General features: G+C 66.5%; 23 protein-coding genes. 9 read left to right on the top strand and 14 right to left on the bottom strand.

Going from position 1 to position 21,880, the window contains the following annotated elements; translation table 11 throughout:
• Positions 1 to 32 precede the first annotated feature (32 nt).
• Both IWC96_RS15580 and IWC96_RS15575 read right to left on the bottom strand, forming a co-directional pair.
• The gene (locus IWC96_RS15580) at positions 33 to 704 is read right to left on the bottom strand and encodes a DUF305 domain-containing protein (protein WP_196839251.1); all 672 of its coding nucleotides are present in this window, start codon (positions 702 to 704) and stop codon (positions 33 to 35) included.
• A 272-nt stretch (positions 705 to 976) separates the two neighbouring features.
• Positions 977 to 3,331: a heavy metal translocating P-type ATPase gene (locus tag IWC96_RS15575; RefSeq protein WP_021696599.1), complete on the bottom strand. Its 2,355-nt coding sequence runs from the start codon at positions 3,329 to 3,331 to the stop codon at positions 977 to 979.
• A 100-nt stretch (positions 3,332 to 3,431) separates the two neighbouring features.
• On the opposite strand from IWC96_RS15575, the gene IWC96_RS15570 reads away from it, so the two are divergent.
• Together IWC96_RS15570 and IWC96_RS15565 are read left to right on the top strand one after the other, a co-directional pair.
• Positions 3,432 to 3,704 carry a metal-sensitive transcriptional regulator gene (locus tag IWC96_RS15570; RefSeq protein WP_045318788.1) on the top strand — a complete coding sequence of 91 codons (273 nt, stop codon included), beginning with the start codon at positions 3,432 to 3,434 and terminating at the stop codon, positions 3,702 to 3,704.
• Between the two features lie 142 nt (positions 3,705 to 3,846).
• On the top strand, positions 3,847 to 4,971 hold the full coding sequence (locus IWC96_RS15565) for an acyltransferase (RefSeq protein WP_021696601.1): 1,125 nt from the start codon (positions 3,847 to 3,849) through the stop codon (positions 4,969 to 4,971).
• Between the two features lie 349 nt (positions 4,972 to 5,320).
• On the opposite strand, the gene IWC96_RS15560 is transcribed toward IWC96_RS15565, so the two are convergent.
• The 3 genes from IWC96_RS15560 to IWC96_RS15550 form a co-directional block, all read right to left on the bottom strand.
• Positions 5,321 to 6,412 carry an acyltransferase family protein gene (locus IWC96_RS15560; protein WP_196839250.1) on the bottom strand — a complete coding sequence of 364 codons (1,092 nt, stop codon included), beginning with the start codon at positions 6,410 to 6,412 and terminating at the stop codon, positions 5,321 to 5,323.
• 480 nt (positions 6,413 to 6,892) lie between these two features.
• Positions 6,893 to 7,933: a relaxase/mobilization nuclease domain-containing protein gene (locus tag IWC96_RS15555; protein ID WP_021696602.1), complete on the bottom strand. Its 1,041-nt coding sequence runs from the start codon at positions 7,931 to 7,933 to the stop codon at positions 6,893 to 6,895.
• Complete coding sequence (locus tag IWC96_RS15550; protein WP_021696603.1) at positions 7,930 to 8,451, bottom strand: MobC family plasmid mobilization relaxosome protein; 522 nt, start codon at positions 8,449 to 8,451, stop codon at positions 7,930 to 7,932. The genes IWC96_RS15555 and IWC96_RS15550 overlap by 4 nt, the downstream gene beginning before the upstream one ends.
• Positions 8,452 to 8,616: 165 nt before the next feature.
• Between IWC96_RS15550 and IWC96_RS15545 the strand changes: the two genes are divergently transcribed.
• A complete protein-coding gene (locus IWC96_RS15545; protein ID WP_045318789.1) occupies positions 8,617 to 8,856 on the top strand; it encodes a hypothetical protein in 240 nt (79 codons plus the stop codon).
• 61 nt (positions 8,857 to 8,917) lie between these two features.
• On the opposite strand, the gene IWC96_RS15540 is transcribed toward IWC96_RS15545, so the two are convergent.
• The 8 genes from IWC96_RS15540 to IWC96_RS15510 form a co-directional block, all read right to left on the bottom strand.
• Positions 8,918 to 9,805 carry an ArdC family protein gene (locus tag IWC96_RS15540; protein WP_021696605.1) on the bottom strand — a complete coding sequence of 296 codons (888 nt, stop codon included), beginning with the start codon at positions 9,803 to 9,805 and terminating at the stop codon, positions 8,918 to 8,920.
• Positions 9,806 to 9,872: 67 nt separating this feature from the next.
• Positions 9,873 to 10,169 (bottom strand): DUF736 domain-containing protein, encoded by a 297-nt coding sequence (locus IWC96_RS15535; protein WP_021696606.1) that lies wholly within the window; start codon positions 10,167 to 10,169, stop codon positions 9,873 to 9,875.
• Between the two features lie 363 nt (positions 10,170 to 10,532).
• Positions 10,533 to 11,750, bottom strand: coding sequence for a chromate efflux transporter (chrA, locus tag IWC96_RS15530; protein ID WP_021696607.1), 1,218 nt, complete (start codon positions 11,748 to 11,750; stop codon positions 10,533 to 10,535).
• Complete coding sequence (locus tag IWC96_RS15525) at positions 11,747 to 12,367, bottom strand: trans-aconitate 2-methyltransferase (RefSeq protein WP_021696608.1); 621 nt, start codon at positions 12,365 to 12,367, stop codon at positions 11,747 to 11,749. Before IWC96_RS15525 ends, chrA begins: the two co-directional genes overlap by 4 nt.
• 29 nt (positions 12,368 to 12,396) lie before the next feature.
• Positions 12,397 to 13,314 (bottom strand): HEPN domain-containing protein, encoded by a 918-nt coding sequence (locus IWC96_RS15520; RefSeq protein WP_021696609.1) that lies wholly within the window; start codon positions 13,312 to 13,314, stop codon positions 12,397 to 12,399.
• A 69-nt stretch (positions 13,315 to 13,383) separates the two neighbouring features.
• Entirely contained in the window at positions 13,384 to 13,746 is a 363-nt protein-coding gene (locus tag IWC96_RS15515; protein WP_021696610.1) for a bleomycin resistance protein, read from the bottom strand.
• 9 nt (positions 13,747 to 13,755) lie between these two features.
• Positions 13,756 to 13,974, bottom strand: a complete 219-nt coding sequence (locus IWC96_RS16180; protein WP_081703406.1) for a GDCCVxC domain-containing (seleno)protein — start codon at positions 13,972 to 13,974, stop codon at positions 13,756 to 13,758.
• Positions 13,971 to 14,357 (bottom strand): hypothetical protein, encoded by a 387-nt coding sequence (locus IWC96_RS15510; protein WP_045318810.1) that lies wholly within the window; start codon positions 14,355 to 14,357, stop codon positions 13,971 to 13,973. The genes IWC96_RS16180 and IWC96_RS15510 overlap by 4 nt, the downstream gene beginning before the upstream one ends.
• A gap of 65 nt (positions 14,358 to 14,422) precedes the next feature.
• Between IWC96_RS15510 and IWC96_RS15505 the strand changes: the two genes are divergently transcribed.
• Complete coding sequence (locus IWC96_RS15505) at positions 14,423 to 14,554, top strand: MerR family DNA-binding transcriptional regulator (protein ID WP_370541150.1); 132 nt, start codon at positions 14,423 to 14,425, stop codon at positions 14,552 to 14,554.
• Between the two features lie 15 nt (positions 14,555 to 14,569).
• Positions 14,570 to 14,821 carry a MerR family DNA-binding protein gene (locus IWC96_RS15500; protein WP_196839276.1) on the top strand — a complete coding sequence of 84 codons (252 nt, stop codon included), beginning with the start codon at positions 14,570 to 14,572 and terminating at the stop codon, positions 14,819 to 14,821.
• A gap of 53 nt (positions 14,822 to 14,874) precedes the next feature.
• Here the strand turns inward: IWC96_RS15500 and IWC96_RS15495 are convergent, their stop codons facing one another.
• The gene (locus tag IWC96_RS15495) at positions 14,875 to 15,288 is read right to left on the bottom strand and encodes a four-helix bundle copper-binding protein (protein ID WP_231379117.1); all 414 of its coding nucleotides are present in this window, start codon (positions 15,286 to 15,288) and stop codon (positions 14,875 to 14,877) included.
• A gap of 248 nt (positions 15,289 to 15,536) precedes the next feature.
• Between IWC96_RS15495 and IWC96_RS15490 the strand changes: the two genes are divergently transcribed.
• The 4 genes from IWC96_RS15490 (at position 15,537) to IWC96_RS15475 (ending at position 21,868) form a co-directional block, all read left to right on the top strand.
• On the top strand, positions 15,537 to 15,896 hold the full coding sequence (locus IWC96_RS15490) for a hypothetical protein (protein ID WP_052516731.1): 360 nt from the start codon (positions 15,537 to 15,539) through the stop codon (positions 15,894 to 15,896).
• A gap of 178 nt (positions 15,897 to 16,074) precedes the next feature.
• Positions 16,075 to 17,268 (top strand): TolC family protein, encoded by a 1,194-nt coding sequence (locus IWC96_RS15485; RefSeq protein WP_021696613.1) that lies wholly within the window; start codon positions 16,075 to 16,077, stop codon positions 17,266 to 17,268.
• Positions 17,265 to 18,737, top strand: a complete 1,473-nt coding sequence (locus IWC96_RS15480; RefSeq protein WP_021696614.1) for an efflux RND transporter periplasmic adaptor subunit — start codon at positions 17,265 to 17,267, stop codon at positions 18,735 to 18,737. The genes IWC96_RS15485 and IWC96_RS15480 overlap by 4 nt, the downstream gene beginning before the upstream one ends.
• A complete protein-coding gene (locus IWC96_RS15475; protein ID WP_021696615.1) occupies positions 18,734 to 21,868 on the top strand; it encodes an efflux RND transporter permease subunit in 3,135 nt (1,044 codons plus the stop codon). Before IWC96_RS15480 ends, IWC96_RS15475 begins: the two co-directional genes overlap by 4 nt.
• The last annotated feature ends 12 nt before the right edge of the window (positions 21,869 to 21,880 follow it).

The raw sequence follows: 21,880 nt of genomic DNA, 5'->3' as shown, positions 1-21,880 counted from the left end.
TCAAAACCCGCCCCCGCATCAGCAACGCTGCGTCAGCCGGCATTCCCGGGATGGGCTTCCAACCACGCGCGTAACTCGCCGATGTCGGCCGTCTGCATCTCGATCGTCTTCTGCGCCATGCGCCGGATGCCGGCGTCCTGGCTCTCGCGCAGCACCACCTGGGACATGTCGAGAGCGCCCTGGTGGTGAGCGATCATCTTGCTGGCCCACATCTGGTCCGTGTTCGCTCCGGTCGCGGCCATCATGGCGTCTATCATTTTCGCTTCGGCCGGCGCGAACGGCGGCTCACCGCCTCCGTCCGGCGCCGCCGCACCGTCTGCGGCCCCCACGTTCGTCTCAAGCCAACGCCGGAGCTCGGCGATGTCCCCGGTCTGCATGTCGATGGTCTTCTGCGCCATCCGGCGAATGTCGGCATCCCGGGTATCCCGCAGCACGATCTGGGACATGTCGAGGGCGCCCTGATGATGGGGGATCATCTTGCGGGCCCATGACTCGCCGGCGTTGGCTCCTGTCGCCGCCCTCATGGCCTCGTGCATTTCGGTCTCGGCGGCGGAGAACGGCGTCTGCGCCATCGCCATGGGTTCCGAGGAGGCGTCCGCCTCCGGCGCCGACGGCGCCTCTGCCGCAGGACTGCAGGCTGCAAGAACGAGAGCTGAAGAGCCGGCTGCAAGGAGGGTCAAGCGCGTGATGGTTGGGTTGATCATTGGAATCTCCGGCTTCGATGCGGTCGCCGGCGATTCGCGGGGCGGCCAAACAATGAGGGGCGTCCGGCATCCGCTGCGGCGGGGCGGACTTGACCTGCCCCGGCAACACGCCGGACATGGATGACAACCTAATCCGGGCCAGCCGCCACGGTTCCGCCTTGATTAAATATACCGGAGCGTCGCCAGATCAGGCGAAGGATCTTCCGCCGGGATGCGTATTGACCCAAGCGCCATTCATCATGTTCCCTGATCGCATCCCGACGCCGCCCCCTTCAAAGCCGGACCGCACGAAGCCGAAGCGCATTGGCGATGACGCTGACCGAGGATAAGGCCATCGCCAACGCCGCCAGGGCCGGTGACAGCAGAAGGCCGAAGATCGGGTACAACAGCCCCGCCGCGACCGGGATGCCAAGGGCGTTGTAGCCGAAAGCGAAGACCAGATTCTGGCGGATGTTGCTCATCACCGCCTTCGACAGCTTCCTGGCTCGGACAATGCCCTGAAGGTCGCCGCCTAGCAGGGTGACGCCGGCGCTTTCGATCGCCACGTCCGAACCTGCGCCCATCGCCACACCGACATCTGCGGCGGCCAGCGCTGGAGCGTCGTTGACCCCGTCCCCGGCCATGGCGACGATCCGGCCCTCGGCGCGCAGCCGCTCGACGACTGCCGCCTTGTCCTGCGGCAGGACCTCGGCCTGGACGTCGTCGATGCCTAGCTGGCGCGCCACCGCCTCTGCCGTGGTTCGGTTGTCGCCGGTCATCATCACCAGACGCAGGCCCGCCGCCTTCAGGTCGCGGATAGCCCCGGCGGTCGTCGCCTTGACTGGATCGGCGATGCCCAGGACGCCGGCCGCAGCTCCGTCCACGGCCACGAAGATGGCGGTGGCGCCGTCCTGGCGAAGCGCCTCAGCCTCGGCCTCAAGCGTTGCGACGTCGACGCCGATCTCCTTGAGGTAGCGGCCGTTACCGAGCACCACGCGGCGACCGTCGACCACCCCGGTGACGCCGCGCCCGACCGGGCTGTCGAACTCCGACGCCTCCGACAGCACCAGATTTCGGTCGGTCGCTGCGCGTACGACCGCATCGGCCAGCGGATGTTCACTGCTGCGTTCCAAACTGGCGGAGAGCCTTAGAAGCTCAACCTCGTCGAAACCGGCGGCTGGGCGGATAGTCGTCACCGACGGGCGTCCCTCGGTCAGGGTGCCGGTCTTGTCGAGCACCAGGGTGTCCACCTTCTCAAAGCGCTCCAACGCCTCGGCGCTCTTGATCAGAACCCCCGCGTGGGCGCCGCGTCCTACCCCGACCATGATTGAGATGGGTGTGGCCAGACCCAGCGCACACGGACAGGCGATGATCAGGACCGACACCGCAGCGACCAGCGCGTATGACAGTCGCGGTTCGGGACCGACCAGGCCCCAGACGATTGCGGCGAGAACCGCGATAACGATCACCGCCGGCACGAACCAGCCCGAAACCTTGTCAGCCAGACGTTGGATAGGCGCTCGGCTTCGTTGCGCCTGGGCGACCATCTGGACGATCTGGGCCAACAGGGTGTCGGCGCCAACCTTATCCGCCCGCATGACGAAGGAGCCGGTCTTGTTGAGCGACCCGGCAACGACCTTGTCGCCGACGGTCTTGGTCACCGGCATGGATTCGCCCGTGACCAGGGACTCGTCGATGGTCACGCGACCGTCCAGGATTTCGCCGTCGACCGCCACCTTCTCGCCGGGACGGACGCGCAGCCGATCTCCCACGACGACCAAGTCGAGCGTGACGTCTTCGTCGCCGCCGTCGTCACGAACCCGCCGCGCGGTCTTGGGTGCCAGATCCAGCAGCGCCCGGATGGCGCCGGATGTCTGTTCGCGCGCACGCAGTTCCAAGATCTGGCCCACTAGAACCAGCACTGTGATGATGGCCGCAGCCTCGAAATAGACCGGCGCGCTTCCGTCCATCCGCCGGATAGCGTCCGGGAACAGACTTGGCGCCATCACCGCGACCACGCTGTAGATCCACGCCGCTCCGACGCCGATGGCGATCAGGGTGAACATATTGAGGCTGCGGTTGCGGATCGAAGCCCAACCACGCTGGAAAAAGGGCCAGCCGGCCCACAGCACAACGGGCGTCGCCAGGGCGAACTGAATCCAGTTGGAGGTCTGGCCCGGAATCCGCATGGCCAGTCCCGTCAGATGGCCGCCCATTTCGAGCGCGAAGACCGGCAGGGTCAACACCGCGCCGACCCAGAGGCGGCGGGTGAAGTCGATCAGTTCGTGATTGACCGGCGCCTCGGCGGAGACTGTCTCCGGCTCCAGCGCCATGCCGCAGATCGGGCAGGAGCCAGGGCCTTCCTGGCGCACTTCCGGATGCATGGGACAGGTGTAGATCGCGCCGGGGGTGACGGACGCCGGTCCCGGGGCCTCGCTGAGATACCGGTCCGGATCGGCGATGAATTTGGTCCGGCAGCCCGCCGAACAGAAGAAGTGATCTTGTCTCTCGTGGGCGGTTCGATGCGCCGTGGTCGCCGGATCGACGGTCATGCCGCAGACCGGATCGACCGTCTTTGAGTCCCTGTCCGCCGATTTGGTCGAGCAGCAGCTGTGACCGGCTGGCGGCGAATGGGAGGGCATGGACATTGCGGGCTCCTTGGAAGGCCGCGCTTCAAATATACCCTACGGGGGTATATCGCAAGGCGCCGACCTGGGATACGGTCCAACCACTCGATCGAGGAATTGGATGCAGACCGAAGCTAAGCCCAAGGTGTTAAACCGCTTGAACCGAATCGAAGGACAGGTGCGCGGCATCGGTCGGATGGTCGAAGAAGATCGGTACTGCGTCGAGGTCCTGACCCAGCTCCAGGCGGTGCGGGCCGCCCTCCTGCGCGTCGAGAACGAGGTCTTGAAGGACCACCTCGACCACTGCGTCATGGGGGCGATGACCGGCGACGATCTCGCCGACCGCAAAGCCAAAGCCACCGAACTGATCTACCTTCTCGCTCGCGCCCGCTAACGCGACAGGTCCCGTCGGAGCGGTTCGGCGACGTGCTGAGATATCCTCCGACGCCGGGGTCCGGTATGAGGGCTGTCTGCATCCGATGCGTAACCCAATTAGGCGGACGTTTTATCCCCGCCCGCCTTGGGGGCCATCGCTCATGACGTCTGTACCGCCGACCCGCGACGGCTACCCCGCCGAACTGAGGGCCCTGACCAGTTTGCGGGCCTTCTTGGCGGTGGGGGTGGTGCTATTCCACTATCAGCTCCAGTGGGACCCAGCCTTGGGCTTCAGTCCGATTATTGAGCGAAGCCGCCTGGCGGTGGACGCTTTCTTCATGCTGTCGGGCTTCATCCTGACCCACGTCTACGGGCCGGCCTTCGCTGCCGGGACCTTCAATTACAGGCGCTTCATCGTGGCCCGGCTGGCGCGGCTCTACCCCCTGCATCTGACCGTACTGACAGGGGTGCTGATCATGGTGTTGGGCGCCATGGCGGCCGGGGTGCAGTTCGACGCCGACAGCTACCCTCCGCTCGCCTTCTTCCAGACCCTGTTCCTCGTCCAGTCCTGGTTCCCGACGGACGCCGTCATCAACTGGAGCGGACCCAGTTGGTCGCTTTCGGCGGAATGGTTTGCCTATCTGCTGTTCCCCGCCTTTGCATGGCTGGCCCTGCGGTTCCGAGCGCGCCCCTGGGCGTTGCTCGGGATCGGAGCGGTGGCTTTCATTGCGATCGACGCCCTGTATGTCCAGGCGTTCGGCAAGGTCCTGCCCCGGGCCGAGGATTCGCTCGGCATCCTGCGGATCGTCCCGGAATTCTTGATCGGCATGGCGCTTTATGCGCTGGGCCATCGCTGGCGCTGGAGCCGGCCCGTCGCCGCCGCCGCCGCCCTGTTCACCACAGTGCTCCTGCTCGGTGCGATGCAGCTGTCGCTGGACGACCGCATCATCGTCGCCCTCGCGGCCCCCGTGATCCTGACATGGTCGCTGCTCGCCCGCGCGGACTGCGAAGGCCCCCTTGCCGCCCCGGCCCTAGTCTTCGCCGGCGAGGCGTCCTTCGCCCTCTATCTCGTGCATATGCCCGTCATCGTCGCATTCAAGGGTGTCGTTGCCGAACTCCGAGGCATCGACAGCGCTTTCCGGATCACACCGGTCGAACTGACGGGGTTGTTTGTCGCCACGGCGCTGATCGCAGCCGCCTTGCATTTGCTCGTAGAGAAACCCGGTCGAACTTGGATACGACGCAGGTTCGAGAGCCATAGGTCTGAAGGAGTTGCGCCCGACTAATCAGCATCTATCCTGCTGCTGGTTCTTTCAGCCCAAATGATGGTGTCGGCCCGACCGCCTTGTCGGAGCCGTCGGCGACTCCTGATCTAATAGCTCAGACGCTGACGCGCAGACCTGCGGCCTCTTAAGCCGCAGGTCCGTGGTTCAAGTCCACGAATGCCCCCACTTGTCACCACTCCTCGCAGGGACTTTGTCATCAAGCTTATTCGGCCCGCAACGTCAGGCAGCTAGGCTAGGATAGCTACGGACACGCCGCCTTTCTGTAGGTCAAGGCCGCCAATTCATCAGCAGAAAGACGAACTCCTTGAATTCGGCCCGACAGAATTGGCCGCAAGCAATCTAGCGGCACTCATATCCGCAAAAATACCTGACGCTGTCGCAGCCAAGCTACTATAAACCAAGTGACGCCTAGCACGACAGCGAGTGAAAATAACGACGCTAGGGTCGCCCCTCCTACTAACCCGTCGAAAGCCCGGCCTACATATAAGCGTCCAGCGGAAAGCGCCGTCAAAATCAGCGCATGCAGAACGTAAGCCGCGATCGCATTGAGCCCGAACGACCGGAAGAATTCGGTGCCGATGGGCCGTCGGCCAAGGACGTCGACTAACCAGTATGCAGATGCCAGTATCAAAAGAGTGAGGCCAGCACTGACCATCGCATAGCTGCTAGTCCAGAGGTTCTTTACGATCGGGAGCGCCCCTGACCAGACAACGCCCACCGCCAAAAACAGAGCACCGCTAATCGCTAAGCGAAAGGATATACCAGCGGACGGAGTGCGCTTGCACAACCATAGACCCGCCATCACACCGATCATACACAGGGCCACCGCAGGAAACGTACTGAGAACCCCTTCCGGATCGTAACCCGAAGGGCCCGGTACGTAGATGTGGCCGCTGAGCGTCACGCGATCAAACCACGAGACGAAGTTTGCGCCCGGCACCGTTATATCTCTAGGGACACCGGAGGGTAGCGGCGCGAGGAGAGCCGCCCAGTACCCGACAAGAAGAGTTGCAATCATGACTATCTGGAAACGGCTGGAACTATGGCGAATGAGAAGGGCGGTCGCCAAATAAACAAGGGCGAGCCGTTGTAAAACGCCGAGTATACGGAATGTGTCTGGGTCCGGATCCCTCAACCAATAGAGATTGGAAAGCACAAGGCCTACGGCAAAGAGGCGGCTTGATCGGACCAGGACTCGTCGAAACGGTTGCTTTACAGAGGCGTCATAATTGAGCCCCAGCGAGACCCCCATCAGTACAACGAACGCTGGGAATACGAGATCAGCAGGGGTTAAACCCGTCCATTCTGCATGGAGAAGGGGCCAAGGCACGACGCTGACATGATGGTTTGCGACCGTAGCCGCCCAATTCACGATAATCATGCCTACGACGGCGAAACCGCGCATCACATCGAGCGAAGCAAGACGCTGCGCACCAACCATCGACAGTCCTCCGCTTCCTAAATTGATTACGTGGCGAGCGACTAGTTCCCTCACTCCGCTCGTTCGACTTCCTCGACGAATTAATTATTTCGCGCTCTATCTGAAAGGAAGGCGGCGCTCCGTGGGGGAGCTGAGTAGAAATCGCCATGAGACTGACCCAGAGCCGGATTCCGACTCAGGTCTATTCAGCGCCGGACGATCCGATGTTGCTGGCCCTTGTATTGGAGCTGACGGACCCCAAGGGGGTCTAGCGCGGCTCGTCGCAGCGGTTAATCGAACGGCCCAGGAAGAACCGCTCGGCGTGGACCTGTCGGTCACGCTCAACCCGAAGACGATTAAGCACGGCGGCAGGCATGTCGCGCTTCGCTGTTCCTTACTGATTTTTCCGCCTCAAAAGCGCTCGTGATTCTGCAATGAAAATGACGACAAACGGCTCACCGAAACACAGGGCTTCGTCCTGACGCTTTCGGCTGCCGCCAATCAGCGGCGACGGCGCGCCGATCGGTCGGGTGGCGGCGCCGCCGGAGGATGGGTGAAATCCTTCCCAAGCCACGCCTGATCGAGTTGACGCTCGATCTGTTGTCCTCGAGTTAGGACGGGCGGCATGTCGGGCACGAACTGCTCGATCCTGCGGCCCATCGCCTGGTCTTCCACCTGACCGGACCGGGCGAGCCTCAGCGCCTCCGCGACGAACGCTCGCCTTATGGTCAGCTGCCGGTCCCGGATCGGTCCGAGCCAGCCGGCGTCACGACCGTCCGGTCTGGCGGCGTCGCGATAGGCGCTGGCCAGCACCGCAGGGATCTCACCCGTCCCCGCGACGAACCGTTCCCGCAGCTTGCGTACGGGGATGCGCTCGGCCTTCTTGACTACGCCTCGCGCGCGACGCGGGGTCGCCTCGGCTTCGACGCCCCTCGCCCGCATCGCGGCTGCGAACCTGTCCCGCCAAACCTGCAGATCGGCCTTGCGCGGGTTCAGCCGTTCTCCATCCCGCCCGAGCGCCCGCACAGTCATATGCACATGAGGGTGACGGTCGTCTGTGTGGAGCGCGAACACATAGGGATGGCGGTCGCCGAAGGTTTGGTCGGCGAAGGCGCGCGCGGCGTCGTGGACCCGAAACGAGTCGGTCCCCGCCGGCATACTGAGCACGATCGACAGCGACACCGGCGAATTCCGTCGATGCCTTGGGTCGACCGAAAGTTCGGCCGTCCAGTCTTCCGCCAGTGACTTAACCGCAGATCGACCCTCCAGCCGCTCGCCGTCCGGCCCCTCCAGAACGAGCTTGCCGTTGCGCGAGATGTAGTCGAGGTGGCGCAGAAGATGGCCTCCATCGCGCGTCCGACCCGTGATCTTGACCATCACCTCCGGCGCCCGGCGCACGACCCGCGCCAGTTGCGCGCGCGTTCCCGACCCTGCCGCGGCGGTTGGTCCGCGAAGCACGGTCGGAGTGATCCGCGCGCGTCGAATGTCGATGGGCGGCCGAAGGACCTCCTCGAAGCCGAAGGGTGTCCGGAAGTCGGTCATAGCTCCGCGGACCAGTAGGCCAAGTTCCCGTTGAAGGCATCATGCAGACCCGCGATGTGCGCCCGGACTTCGTCGCTGAAGGCCGCCAGCTGGGCCGTCTCCAGGTCGAGCACCGTCCCTTCCATCACCGCCGTGTTCAGGGCGCGGGCGATTTGGTTGACGTTGACGCCGATCCGCCGGAGTTCGCGCTGGACCTCGATGAACGCCAGGGCCTCCGGCCGGGTGAACTGGGGCCGGTTGTGAAGGCGTCCGCGGATCAGGGCGACAGACCATTGGGTGCGGGACAGGCCCGCGCTCGCCGCCTCGGTCTCGAGCAGGGCCACATCCAGCTCGCCGAGGCGGAGGGTCAGCTTGCTCGACTTGCCGCCCGTCGGAGGGTTCTCGGGCACGGGAAGATGTGCCTGCGCGACGCCCTCCATGAGGCTGCGCAGGAAGCGCGACCGGCCCCCGTGACCGGCTGCGGCGGCGTCGAAACGACGGGCCAGATCGGGCGAGAGGCGAAGGGTGAGGCGGTCCATCGGTCGAGGGCTTTGTCAGACATTGCCGGCGCAAAGCCTATCCTGCCCTAGACAGTCACCTCCCTCGCCCCGTAGGCCTGCGGGGCTGCCCCGTCCTCCCCTCGGCGTCCGCTTCGCGACCGCTCGCCCACCGCCCTGAAGGGCGCCCCAGCCGGACGACGGGCGATGGATGGACCCCGCCATGCTTTCATCCAGATCGTGCTCTCAGCGTTCCAGGCACTTGTGCGGCGGCGGTTGGAGAACACACCCCTCAGGTTCGACTGCGTGTATTTTCTGTCGCCCCACGACGCCGCGGACGCGACCATCTTCACCGTCTATCCCGGTCAACCACACAGCTTCTTCACGGAGATGTCGGATGAACGGCTGGCGGTGATACGCCTTCTGCGGGTAGATTCAGCGACGTGACGAACGATCCAACCTCGTAGATCGACGCCGCCGCCACGCGGCGTCGATACGATTGACGGTCTCAGCCGGATTGAAGTTCGTGCAGGAAGGTCACCGCGCGTTGGGCGTGGGCGGCCGCGCTGAAGACGAAACGCTTGTCGTCGCGCAGCACCCGGAGCCAGGACTCGACATAGGCGGCGTGATCGTCACGCGGTTCCAGATGGAGTTCGAGGTCGGCGCACAGGAATGCTGCGCCCAATTCGGCGACCAGTTCCTCGCGAGCATAGCCTTCATCGCCGTGCCGACGACGCCCGAAGTCGCGGTCCAACCGACTGGCGTGGCGTGTCCAGTGGGTCATCTCGTGGCCGAGCGTGGCGTAATAGCTCCCGGCGTCGATGAAGGTCTCAAACGCCGGCATCTGGATAATGTCAGGCCCAGGCGCATAGAAGGCGCACCCGCCACCGTGCCGAACAACCGCCCCGGTCGCGCTGAAGAAGGCTTCGGCGCGGGCGATGCGATCGTCGGGGTTTTGGACGGGCGGCTTCACCGGCGCGAAGGCCTCGGGGAGTCCCTCGATCTGTTCGGTGTTGAAAACTGTGTAGGCCTTCAGGAACGGAATGCGGGCCGTCTCGGGCTCGCCGACGTCAGAGATTTCCTCGCGGACGATGGTGTTGGCGTAGACCACGGTCGATCCGGTTTCGCCCTTGCGGACGTGGGCGCCAAGCGCGAGCGCCTGTCGGAAGGTCATCCAGGTGGCGGAGACATAGCCTCGCGTCATGGCTTTCGACCAGAGAAGCAGGACGTTGACGCCATTGTAGGGCGTGCCGTCGTGGCGGAGCGGCCGGCTGACGGTTTCGCTGGCTGTCCAGGGCTGGGTCCACGGCCGGACCCCGGCTTCAAGCTGGGCGATGATCCGATCTGTGACGCGAGCGTAGAGATCGGGGCGAGCGGGTTCGTTGGGGCGCGTCATGGCGGCCTCCTCGGACGGGATGTGAAGGAAGGGGCGACGGCGCTTGGTCAGCGCCGCCGCGACTCGGTCAGCGAGACCAGATCAGGCTGTGCCCGCCGTCGATCTCGACCAGAGAGGCGTAGATCGGAGCGGGGAAGCTGGGATCGTCGAGCTTGACCGAGAGGTAGTCGCGGTTCTCGCGGGACGTCTTCTTCCAGGCGGCGCCGAACTCGGTCTGGCCGGAGAAGATGCGGAAGTCGGGAGCCTTCTCGTCGGTCTTCTCGTTGGCCCGCAGATTGGCGGACTTGACGTTGAGGGTGAGGGTCTTGATCGAACCGCTGTAGGTTCCGTCCGCTTGCTGGGTGAAGGTGCCGATGGTGGCCATGGTCGTCTCTCCTTGCTGATGTCGGGCCACGCCTGCCGCGGCCTCGATGGCGATCGACGGACCGGGAGACGGACGGCCCGCAGGTCGGAGCGCCGCAGGCGAGAGAGACCCCGAAGCGCACGCGAAGGACTGGGCGGGGCGTGTTTCTTGCTTGCGCGAGGAGGCCGTCAGGCCGGGGAAGAAACTCGCCCCGCCCGGTTGCGGAAGACGACCGGCTTTCGGTCAGATCAAGCCATTGAGAGGCCGCGCACGGCTGAGCCCGCTGCCAGGAGAGCCGGCCCGTCCGCTCCTCGGTCAGCCGGCAAACGGACGGTCGGCGGCGACCTTACCCGCCCGTCATAGGCGCGCGCCCAACGCCCTGGCTCAGAGAAGAACGATGCCGGCGCCCCCCGCCGCCACGATCACCGCCACGATGTTCAACCGACTGGTCCAAACGTAGAGCACCGCCAGCGACGCCGCGAAAATCCCCACGCCGATGACCAGGGGAGAGATCCGTTCGCTCGTCGCCAGGGCGAGTTCGACGGTCGTCGCCGCGATCAGGCCCACCACGGCGGCGGTGATGCCCTCCAGCAAGGCGTGCAGTCGCTTGTCCTCCAGCACGGCCTCCAGACGATCATACAGGACCAGGGAGAAGCCGAACGCCGGCAGGAACACCCCCGCCGTCATCACCACCGCGCCGACCGGCCCGCCGCCGACATAGCCCACGAAGGTGGCGAAGATGATTAGTGGAGCGGGCAGCACCCCCGACAGGGCCAAGCCGTCGAGGAACTGTCCATCGGTCATCCAGCCTCGCCCCACGGCGTCGTTGCGGATGAACGGGATGGCCGTATAGGCACCGCCGAAGGTGAGCAGTCCGGCCTTCAGGCCGGACGCGAACAAGGACAGGAGCGAGGCATCGACCGCTCCGGTCACGATCGGCGCAATGTCGAGGTCCGCTGTCGAACCCGACGACGTCACGACCCAGGCCAGCGCGACCGCGACGATGAAGACCAACGCGGCCAGGATCCCACGCCCCAGCGCCAGAAGCGCATAGACGAGCCCGGCCGCTGGCAGGGTGATCCAGAACGGCGTCCCCGCGAAGGCCGCCAAGCCGCAGACGACGGCGATGACCCAGAGCCAGCGATTGCGCAGAACGTGTTCGCCGATGCGATGCACGGCCCGGACGATGAGCGCGATGACGGCCGCCTGGATGCCGAGGAAGGCGGCTCCCAGCGCCGTCCCGTCGATGTCGAGGGCGAAATAGGCCCAAGACAGCCCCATCATCAGCAGGAAGCCCGGCAGCATGAAGCCCAGGCCAGCCAGCACGCCGCCGATGCGGCCCCTGGCCCGCATGCCGAGATGGACGCAAAGTTCGTGCGCCTCTGGGCCCGGCAGGGCCTGCATGACGGCCAGCAGGCGGTTGAAGCGGGGGCTGGATATCCAGCGCTCCTCGTCGACCAGCTCGCGGCGGATCATGGCGATCTGGGCGACGGGTCCGCCCCAGGCCATGAAGCCGAACTTCAGGAAGCGGAGGAACAGCGCGGCGTACCCGAGCGGGGGCGGCTGCGGATCGGCGGCGACGCGATCCAGCGACGCGCTCACGGCCGCTTCCGCAGGGTGGCCCATGTGAAGGCCTGAAACCCTCCGGCCGGGGTCCGGTGATAATCCGTCCAGTGGTCCACGAGATCGAAATCGACCTCGAACTCACGGTGCAATCCGGCCACGTCGTAGCGGCGGACCGGCAGTCCGCTGCATCGGTCGGGCCCTTCCGGCGCGAAGGTGGCGATGATCACATGGCCATCGGGCGCCAGGCCGGCCGCCAAGGCCCGCCGGTAGGCCGCTCGCGCCTCGACCGTGATCAGGAAATGAAAGACTGCTCGGTCGTGCCAGAGATCGTAGCGCCGCTTCGCCCGCCAGGTGACGATGTCGGCGACGCGCCAGTCCACCCGATCCGCTCGCGCGCCCAGGCGCGCTTTCGAGACCTCCAGGGCTTCCTCTGCGATGTCCAGGACGGTCAGGTCGCTCCAGCCCAGATCGAGCAGCCGGTCCACCAGGGCCGACGCGCCTCCGCCGACATCGATCAGTGACCGGCGCGGACCGGCGCCCACGCGGCGCAGCGCCTCAAGCGAGGCGGTCGGGGTCGCCTCGAACCAGCTGACCTGATCGGACGTCTTCGACCGATAGACGTCGTTCCAACGGTCGCCGTCATGACCGGTCATGGATTTCGGCGAGTCCCTGTAGGTTCAAATCAAGCCCCAGCGTCATCGTCGACCTCGTCGCGCAGTTGCACCAGCCGCTCTTCACAGACCATCTCCGCCAGCCCACGCAGCACCTCTACCCGTTCCGTCAACCAGGCCAGTTCCTCGTCGCTGATCTTGTAGTGCTTGGAGTAGCGCGCCTTGACGTATGCTTCGCGCAACAGCTCGAAGCAGCGCCGCTCGAACTTGCTCTCACGCGGCCACGCCGCCGTGAGGCGCGCGTCGATCGCCTCGCCCTTCTTGCGTAGAAAGGCGAGGTTGTGCGCTTTGCCGCTATACAGCGTCACCACCAGCAAGATGCAGTGGTAAAGGTGCTCAGCAGCCTGATGAAGAAGGAAGGCCGCCCAGTTGCGGTCTCCCATCTCGATATAAAACTTCGCGCCAGCCTGCGCTCCGGTGGCGCTGGTGATCCACTTCTCGAAATGCTGCTCGGCTTCCGCCAGCGCCACCTGCGCCTTAAGGTCCGCTGGCTTGTGCAGCTTGGCGCCAGGCGTGTCGTGCAGAACCACGCCCTCCCGCACGATGTCGGCGAAGAAGTAGCGACCCCGGTCCAACTGCTCGTTCACGTCGTCCAGGCTGTGAACGATCAGGCTGACCGGTGTCTTGATGTCCGGCCCCAAGGGCATCAGCCGGTTTTCGGCGTCATGCCAGAACTCGCCGTCGGTCAGGTCTTCGTGGTCGACCACGATCAGCAGGTCGAAGTCGGAGAAGTAGCGGCCGACCGGATCGTGCACCCAGTCGCCGCGCGCGTATGATCCGTAGAGGATGATCTTGAGGATATTGCCGTTCTTCAGCCGCGCGGCCCGGCGCGTCGAGATCGCCTCCTCGAACGACTCCCGAACCACCTCCACCACCCGGCGCAATTCCGCCTGCTTGCGCAGCGGCAGATGATCGAGACTCTTCTTCATCGCCAGAGTCTCCCTGATGGCGGCTCGAACAGCAAGCCTCGCGTCCAAGTGGAGCGCGCGTCGTGAATCCTAGGCGTTGTGGATCAAACGGAGCAGTGTCCCGTCGAGGTCGATCAAGGCACCAATGCGCAGTCCTGATGCTTCGACGGCGGGCGCGTGAAGCCGGGGCGCTCCCCAGCACTGCCCGGGCAGGCCGGCGGCCTTGCAGACGGCGTAAAAGCCGTCGAGGTTGTCGAGATGTAGGCAGCAGCTGAACGAACTGGTCGTCGGGTCGAGGTCGGCATAGGGAAAGAACTCAAGCGTGAGATCGCCGCGCTTGAGGATCATCCAGCCCTCGTCGCGCCAGCCTTCGACGAAGCCCAACGCCGCATAGAACCGCGACGTGAGTTCGAAATCCCGCGAGGGTAGATTCGGCGTGGCGTGATCGGTCATGGACTGAGCCTAGCCGCAACATCCCTTGCCATCCACCTGAACCGGCGGACAGGCGGTGTCGCCATAGGAGCAGAAGACGCAGCAGTCTCCGGGCAGGGGCCTTAGCTGGCGCCTGCATCCGAGGCAGTTGTAGAACCAGAGGCAGGCGTCGGTCGGCATCGTCTCCGTCGCGGCGTGGCGGCAGTGCGGACAGACGAGCGTCGAGGTCAGAACCACGGGCGTGCTCATCGGAGGGCTGCCAAGCGCAGCATGAGGAATGGTTCAATCAGGGGTTCCCAGACGAAGGCCGTCGCCACAAGAGCCGTCGCAACTACTAGAACCCAGAAGGACAGACGCGATGGCCGGTCGCAGCTCGCATCGGTTCGGCAGCGCCGCAAGCGCCAAAAGTGCAGCAGCCAGCCCACCGCGACGATGAGCAGGGCGATCGGGGTCAGCGTATGGCGCAGGCCCGCGAGCATCGCCGCGCCGGCGAAGGAAAGCCCGACGACGGACAGAGCTAGCGGCAGGACGCAGCAGGCGGCCCAAGCGAGAACCGACGCCGCGCCGGCAATAGCGGCTGAGGCGCCGACGGCAATTTCGGCCTTGTCGCGGTCGGTAGGATCGGGAGTCATCGGCAGCTCCTGTTCAGCGCCAGTCACCCGCTCTACAACCCGTAGCGGCTACGGGTTCAAGAGTGATGTGTGCGATGAAAATCGGCGAACTGTCGGCGCGGGCGGGGGTCCACCTCGAAACGATCCGCTATTATGAACGGATCGGGCTTTTACCTCCGCCTGGACGGACCAGCAACGGTCATCGCCGTTATGGGTAGCAGGAGGCCCAGCAACTGCGCTTCATCCGGCGGGCGCGTGATCTGGGCTTTGGGATTCCCACGATCCGCGATCTCGTGGCGCTTAGCGATGCCGAGACTGAAGCCTGCGGGGCTGTGCGGGACTTGATGCGGAGCCATCTGGAATTGGTGGATGAGAAGATCGCCGACCTCGAGCGGCTGGGAACGGTGCTGGGTCGCGCCCTCGACGGCTGCGAGGACGGCGATCAGGCGCGCTGCCCCGTCATCGAGGCGCTCGGCGCCGGGTGAGTTTCGTCGGTTGACGCCTTTGCGCAGAGGCGGCGCCGCATGCGAGGCTCGTTTCAGTGTCGGGACGCGGTGATGGTGACGGCGGCCTCGCGACAGGCCTCTTCGCAGCGGCAGCATTCGTCGGCGCAGAGGCGGCAGTGCTCGTGCTTGTCGGCGTGCTTGTCGCATTCGGCGGCGCAGTCGGCACAGGCCTGGGCGCAGGCTTCCAACATGCGCTTGATGAGGGCCTCATTGCCGCCCGCGCGCCGCGCGGCCAGACCGCCCGTGACGAGACAGACATCGGCGCAGTCCAGGTTCAGGCGGATGCACTGGGTCAGGTCCGCCACTATCTTCTCGGCCAGGCAGGCGTCGGCGCAAATGCGGCAGACGGCGGCGCAGCCGTAGGCGGCCTCGATGGCGCGAACGAGGGAGTCGTTGACGTCGCCTCGCACGTCGGGGTGGCTGTTGATCATCGGTTGGATATGCATGGGAAGCTCCTCACGGTTCCCGGAACAAGTCAGACCGATTGCCGCTGTTCCCGCGCCTGGCGTTCCCTATTCATCCGCGAGCCCCGCCGACGGCGGCGCGAGCGTCTGGCCTTGTCGGATAACGGGCGCCGGGACCGCTGACGCGGCCCCGGCTTTCCCGCCTATTCCGCCGCGAACGGAGCGTCCGTCGCCTGCTCAGCCGCCGGACCGAGTTGCGCCCGTCAACCGGTCGTGCGAAGGTCTTCCGCATGTGGAATGTCATCCGCACATTCATCATCGCCTTGGCGTTCGTTGGCTTTCTTGACCAGTCGATGGCGCGCGCCGCTCCGTTGCCTGTCGCTGCCGACGCGGTCGAGATGTCCTCGGACTGCGCGGAAATGGCGATGGACCAAGCCGACCCATCAGACGGGAAACGCATGCCGTGCGACGAGATGACGCCGGAGTGCATGGTCCAGATGGGATGCACGGCGGTTTCGCCGGTGCTGAGGCCTGAATCGATACTGTCTCATCCGTCGGTGGGCGTACCAGCGGCCTACGACCGGGTGGTGACGCGCCTGACGGGGACGACCCCGTGTCCGCTTCGAGATCCTCCCAGACTCCAGCCCTGACACTGTCTTCGCGGGCGGCGCACCATTGGACGCCGACCATTCGAGCAGCTGAACCCGTAGCCTGACGGCGACGGGTCCGAGGGTTTCGGAGTTCCTTGTCGTGTTAAAATCATCTGCCGGTCGGGCGCGCCGCGGCGCGCCGCTCTGGCTCCGCGCCGCATCGTTCGGCGGCTGCGCCTTGCTCATCGCAGGCTCGGTCCAGGCTGAACCTCTGACGTTCGAACAGGCCTTGGAGGCCAGCTCGGACGCGCCGTCCCTGCGCGCCAGCGAACTGGGCGTGGACGCCGCCCGGGCCTCTGCGATCGCCGCCGGTCGGCTGCCGGATCCCCGCCTGCGCGTCGGCCTGAGCAACTATCCGGTGTCGGGTCCTTCGGCCGGCCGGTTCGACGAGAGCGCGATGACCATGTTTCAGGTCGGCGTTCAGCAGGATGTTCCAAGCCGGGCGCGCCGGCGCGCCGAACGTGAAGTCGCCGGGGCGGATGTCGACGTGGCCCGGGCGAGGGCGGCGACCACCCTCTGGGAGGTGCGCATCGCCGCCGGCCAGGCCTGGATTGATCTGCACTACGCCGAGCGCCGGCTGGCCGTCCTCGATGAGCTTCTGGCGTCGCTCGAGCCGCTCTGGGAGGCGGCGCCCGCCGCGGTGGCGTCATCCCGGCTCCGCCCGGCCCAGGCCCTCGGACCTGTGGAGTTGAAGGCCGATCTTGAGGACAGGCGCGACGGCCTGGACGCGAACATCGCCGAGGCGCGCGCTGGACTTTCGCGCTGGACCGGCGATCCGGCGCCGACAACGGACGGCCCGCCGCCGGACATCGATCTCGATCCGACCGCCCGGCGCATCAGCCTTGCGGACCTGCCGCCCCTGCGGGCCTACCGCGCCGCCGCCGAGCGCGCCGAGGCGGATGTCGATCTGGCCCGCGCGGGCCGGCGGCCCGACTGGTCGTTCGAGGTGGGTTATTCGCGCCGCGACCCGATGTTCGGCGATCTCGTCTCCGTCGGCGCCAGCGTCCGCCTCCCGCTGTTTCAATCGACACGACAGGCGCCGCTGATCACCGCCCGCGCAGCCGATGCGCGACGCGTCGCCGCCGAGCGTGAGGCGCTCGAGCGCGCCCTCTCGGCGGAGCTCCAGGGCGATCTGGCCCGGTACGAATCGGCGCGAACGCGCTGGATCCGGGCGAGGGACGTGGTCCTGCCCAACCTGCGCTCCCGCGCCGATGTCGAGACCGCCGGCTATGCGGCCGGCTCCGCGGACATGTCCGGGGTCATCGACGCCTTTACCGCCCTGGCCAATGCCCGCCTCGACGCCCTGGACCGGGAAGCCGAGGTGGCGCGGCTCGCCGTCCAGATCACCCTGACCTACGGGAGCGGCCAATGATCCGGCTCGAGCGCAACCATCTCCGGTGGGCGACGGCCGCCGCCGGTCTGATCATCATCGGCGCCGGCCTCGGATGGGGACTCTCCAGACCTGGGGCGGATCGCGCGGAGGCGCCCGAAGCCGCGTCGGGCGAGCGCGAGGTGCTCTACTGGTACGATCCCATGGTCCCGGACCAGCGGTTCGACCGGCCGGGCAAGTCCCCCTACATGGATATGGACCTGGTCCCCCGATACGCCGACGAGGCCTCGGACACCGGGGCCGGCGTTCGCATCGATCCCGCTCTCGTCCAGTCGCTCGGCGCCCGCTTCGCCACGGTTCGATCAGGAACCCTGGAGGGCGATGTCGCGGCGACGGCCGTCGTCGATTTCAACGCGCGCGACGTGGCCGTCGTCCAGGCTCGCGCCGCCGGCTTCGTCGAACGCGTCTATGACCGCGCGCCCGGCGACGTCATCCGGGCCGGCGCGCCGCTGGTCGATCTGCTCGTGCCTGAGTGGGGCGGCGCCCAGCTCGAGTATCTCGCGCTCCGGCGCACGGGAGATGCGGCCCTCACGGCCGCTGCGCGCCAACGCCTCATCCTGCTGGGCATGCCCGAAAGCCTGGTCGCTGCGGTCGAGCGCTCGGGCCGGCCCCGGACGACGGTGACGGTGTCCAGCCCGATCGGCGGCGCCATTCGCACGCTCGGCGTCAGGGCCGGGATGAGCGTGCCCGCCGGCATGACCCTGGCCGAGATCAATGGGCTTTCGACCGTGTGGCTCAACGCAGCGATACCCGAAGCCATGGCGGGCCGCCTGCGCGTCGGGCGCACCGTCGGGGTGACGCTGGCGGCCTTCCCCGGCGAGCGGATGACGGGGCGGCTGACCGCCCTGTTGCCGGAAATCGCGGGCGACAGCCGGACCGTGACGGCCCGCATCGAGATGACCAATCGTGGAGGTCGGCTGCGGCCGGGCATGTACGGGCAGATCGTCTTCGGCGGCGAGTCCGGGACCACCCTGCTCGTACCGTCCGAGGCGGTGATCCGGACCGGCCGGCGGACGCTCGTCATGCTCGCGCTGGAGGGCGGCCGCTATCAACCCGCAGAGGTCCGGGTCGGGCGCGAAGCCGGCGGGCAGACGCAGATCCTCGCCGGACTCAATGAAGGCGAGCGGGTGGTCGCGTCCGGGCAGTTCCTGCTGGATTCGGAAGCCAGCCTGTCGGGCGTGGAGGCGCGCAACCTCGACCAGGCCGCGGCCGCCGACGGACCGGCCATCCACCGGGCCAGCGGACGGGTCCAGGCGATCGGGGAGGGGACCATAACCCTCGCCCACGGACCGGTGCCGGCGTTGCAGTGGCCGGCGATGACCATGACCTTCCGGATTCCGGAGACGGTCGATCAGGACGTATCGATCGGCGACCAGGTGGACTTCACCTTCGAGGCGGCGGACAGCGAACCGACGGTGCGCAGCCTGACCCGCAAGGAAGCAACCCGATGATCGCCGCCGTCATTCGCGCGTCGGTCCGGGCGCGGATTTTCGTCCTGCTGGCCGCGCTCGCCCTGCTGGCGGGCGGGCTTTGGGCCGTTCGCAGCACGCCCGTCGACGCCTTGCCGGACCTGTCGGACGTCCAGGTCATCATCCGGACAGCCTATCCCGGCCAGGCGCCGCAGATCGTCGAGAACCAGGTCACCTATCCCTTGGCCACGACCATGCTGTCGGTGCCCGGCGCCCGCACGGTGAGGGGCTATTCGTTCTTCGGCGACAGCTACGTCTATGTCCTGTTCGATGAGGGAACCGATCTCTACTGGGCCCGGTCGCGGGTTCTCGAATACCTCAGCCAGGTCCAGTCGCGATTGCCCGAGACGGCGAGGCCGGCGCTGGGCCCGGACGCGACGGGGGTGGGCTGGATCTACGAATACGCCCTGGTCGACCGAACCGGCCGGCACGATCTGTCCCAGTTGCGCAGCCTGCAGGACTGGTTCCTGCGCTACGAGCTGAAGACCGTGCCCGGCGTGGCCGAGGTCGCCACCATCGGCGGCATGGTCCGCCAATATCAGGTCGTGCTCGACCCGGTGAAGCTCGCCGCCTTCGGCGTCACCCACCAGGCGGTGGTGGAGGCCATCAGGCAGGGCAACGCCGAGACTGGCGGCTCCGTGCTCGAGCTGGCGGAAACCGAATACATGGTCCGCGCCAACGGCTACCTGACCGACCTGGACGACTTTCGCGCCGTCCCGATCCGGGCGGCGGCCGGCGGCGTTCCGGTTCAGCTCGGCGACGTCGCCACGGTCCAGATCGGGCCGGAGATGCGCCGCGGGATCGCCGAGCTGAACGGCGAGGGCGAGGTGGTCGGCGGGGTTGTGATCCTGCGATCCGGCGGCAATGCGCGGTCCGTCATCGCGGCGGTGCAGGAACGGCTCGAGACGCTCAAGTCGGGCCTGCCGCCCGGGGTCGAGGTGGTTCCGGTCTACGACCGGTCCGAACTCATCGATCGCGCGATCGAGAACCTCAGCACCAAGCTGATCGAGGAGTTCGTGGTCGTCGCCATCGTCTGCGGACTGTTCCTGTGGCACGCCCGCTCGGCGCTGGTCGCGATCCTGACCCTGCCGCTCGGCGTGCTGGCGGCCTTCATCCTGATGCATCTGCAGGGGGTCAACGCCAACATCATGTCGCTGGGCGGCATCGCCATCGCCATCGGCGCCATGGTCGACGCGGCGGTGGTCATGATCGAGAACGCCCACAAGCACATCGAGCGATGGGAACACGATCATCCGGACGACCGGCTTAAGGGCGAGGCGCGCTGGCGGGTGATCACCGAGGCCGCCGTCGAGGTGGGGCCGGCGCTGTTCCTCAGCCTGGTGATCATCACCCTGTCGTTCGTGCCGGTGTTCACCTTGCAGGCGCAGGAGGGGCGGCTGTTTTCGCCCCTGGCCTTCACCAAGAGCTACGCCATGGGGGGGGCGGCCATCCTCTCCATCACCCTCGTGCCGGTGCTGATGGGATTTCTTATCCGCGGACGCATCCCGGCCGAGCACAGCAACCCGATCAACCGGGCGCTTGTTTTCGTCTATCGGAGACCGCTCGACTGGGTCTTGCGGCGGCCACGGGCGACCCTGCTGATGGCCCTGATCGCCTTCGCCACCGCCGCCTGGCCCTTGAGTCAGCTGGGCGGGGAGTTCATGCCGCCGATGGACGAGGGCGATCTGCTGTACATGCCCACCGCGCTGCCGGGCCTGTCGGCCGCCAAGGCGTCCGAGCTTCTGCAGCAGACCGACCGGATGATCGCGACCGTGCCGGAGGTCGAAAGCGTGTTCGGCAAGGCCGGGCGGGCGGACACCGCCACCGATCCGGCGCCGCTGGTGATGTTCGAGACGACGATCCGCTTCAAGCCACGCGATGAGTGGCGTCCCGGCATGACGCCGGACCGGCTGGTCGAGGAGCTGGATCGCGCCGTCCAGGTCCCGGGCCTGACCAACGTCTGGGTGCCTCCGATCCGCAACCGGATCGACATGCTCGCGACCGGCATCAAGAGCCCCATCGGCGTCAAGGTTTCCGGCGCCGATCTCGCCGAGATCGACCGGATCGCCCAGCAGGTCGCCGACGTCGCCGGCGCTGTTCCGGGCGTCAGCTCCGCCTTCGCCGAGCGTCTGACCGGCGGCCGCTACATCGACGTCGACATCGACCGCCTAGCGGCCGGCCGGTACGGCCTCAACATCGCCGATGTGCAGTCCATCGTGTCCGGGGCGGTGGGTGGAGAGACCATCGGCCAGACCGTCGAGGGCGTGGCGCGTTACCCGATCAGCGTGCGCTATCCGCGCGAAATCCGCGACAGCCTGGCGGAGCTTCGGGCCTTGCCGATCCTGACCCCGTCGGGACAGCAGATCACCCTGGGCTCGGTCGCGTCGCTGGATGTCGCGGACGGCCCGCCGATGCTGAAGTCGGAGAACGGCCGGCCGACCACCTGGGTCTATATCGACGTTCGCGGCCGCGACCTGGCCTCGGTGGTGGGCGACCTGCAGGCCGCGGTGGCCGACGAGGTGGAGCTGACCCCGGGCGTCAGCATCGCCTACTCCGGGCAGTTCGAATATCTCCAGCGCGCGGCGGAGCGGCTGAAGATCGTCGTCCCGGCGACCCTGGCGATCATCTTCCTGCTGCTCTATCTGACCTTCGGCCGGCTGGACGAGGCGGCGCTGATCATGGCGACCTTGCCGTTCGCCCTGACCGGCGGCGTCTGGACGCTCTACCTGCTGGACTATCACCAGTCGGTGGCGACCTCGGTCGGCTTCATCGCCTTGGCCGGACTGTCGGCCGAGTTCGGCGTGGTCATGCTGATCTACCTGAAACAGGCGCTGAAGGCCCGGGGAGACAACCCGGACCGCGCCGCTGTGGAAGCGGCCGTGCGTGAGGGCGCGCTGTTGCGCGTTCGCCCCAAGGCCATGACCGTGGCGGTCATCCTCGCCGGCCTGTTCCCGATCCTGATCGGTCACGGGGCCGGATCGGAGATCATGAGCCGCATCGCTGCTCCGGTCATCGGCGGCATGGTGACGGCGCCTTTGCTGTCCATGCTCGTTATCCCGGCGGGCTATCTGCTGCTCCGGCGGCGCAAACTCGATCAGACCCTTTCAACCTGAGGAGATTTTCCC

Origin of the sequence: Brevundimonas sp. BAL450, from assembly GCF_015767455.1 — a bacterium.
Taxonomy (GTDB): Bacteria; Pseudomonadota; Alphaproteobacteria; order Caulobacterales; family Caulobacteraceae; genus Brevundimonas; species Brevundimonas abyssalis.
Note: the sequence above shows the minus strand (reverse complement) of the source record. Positions and strands in the feature narration are given on the sequence as shown.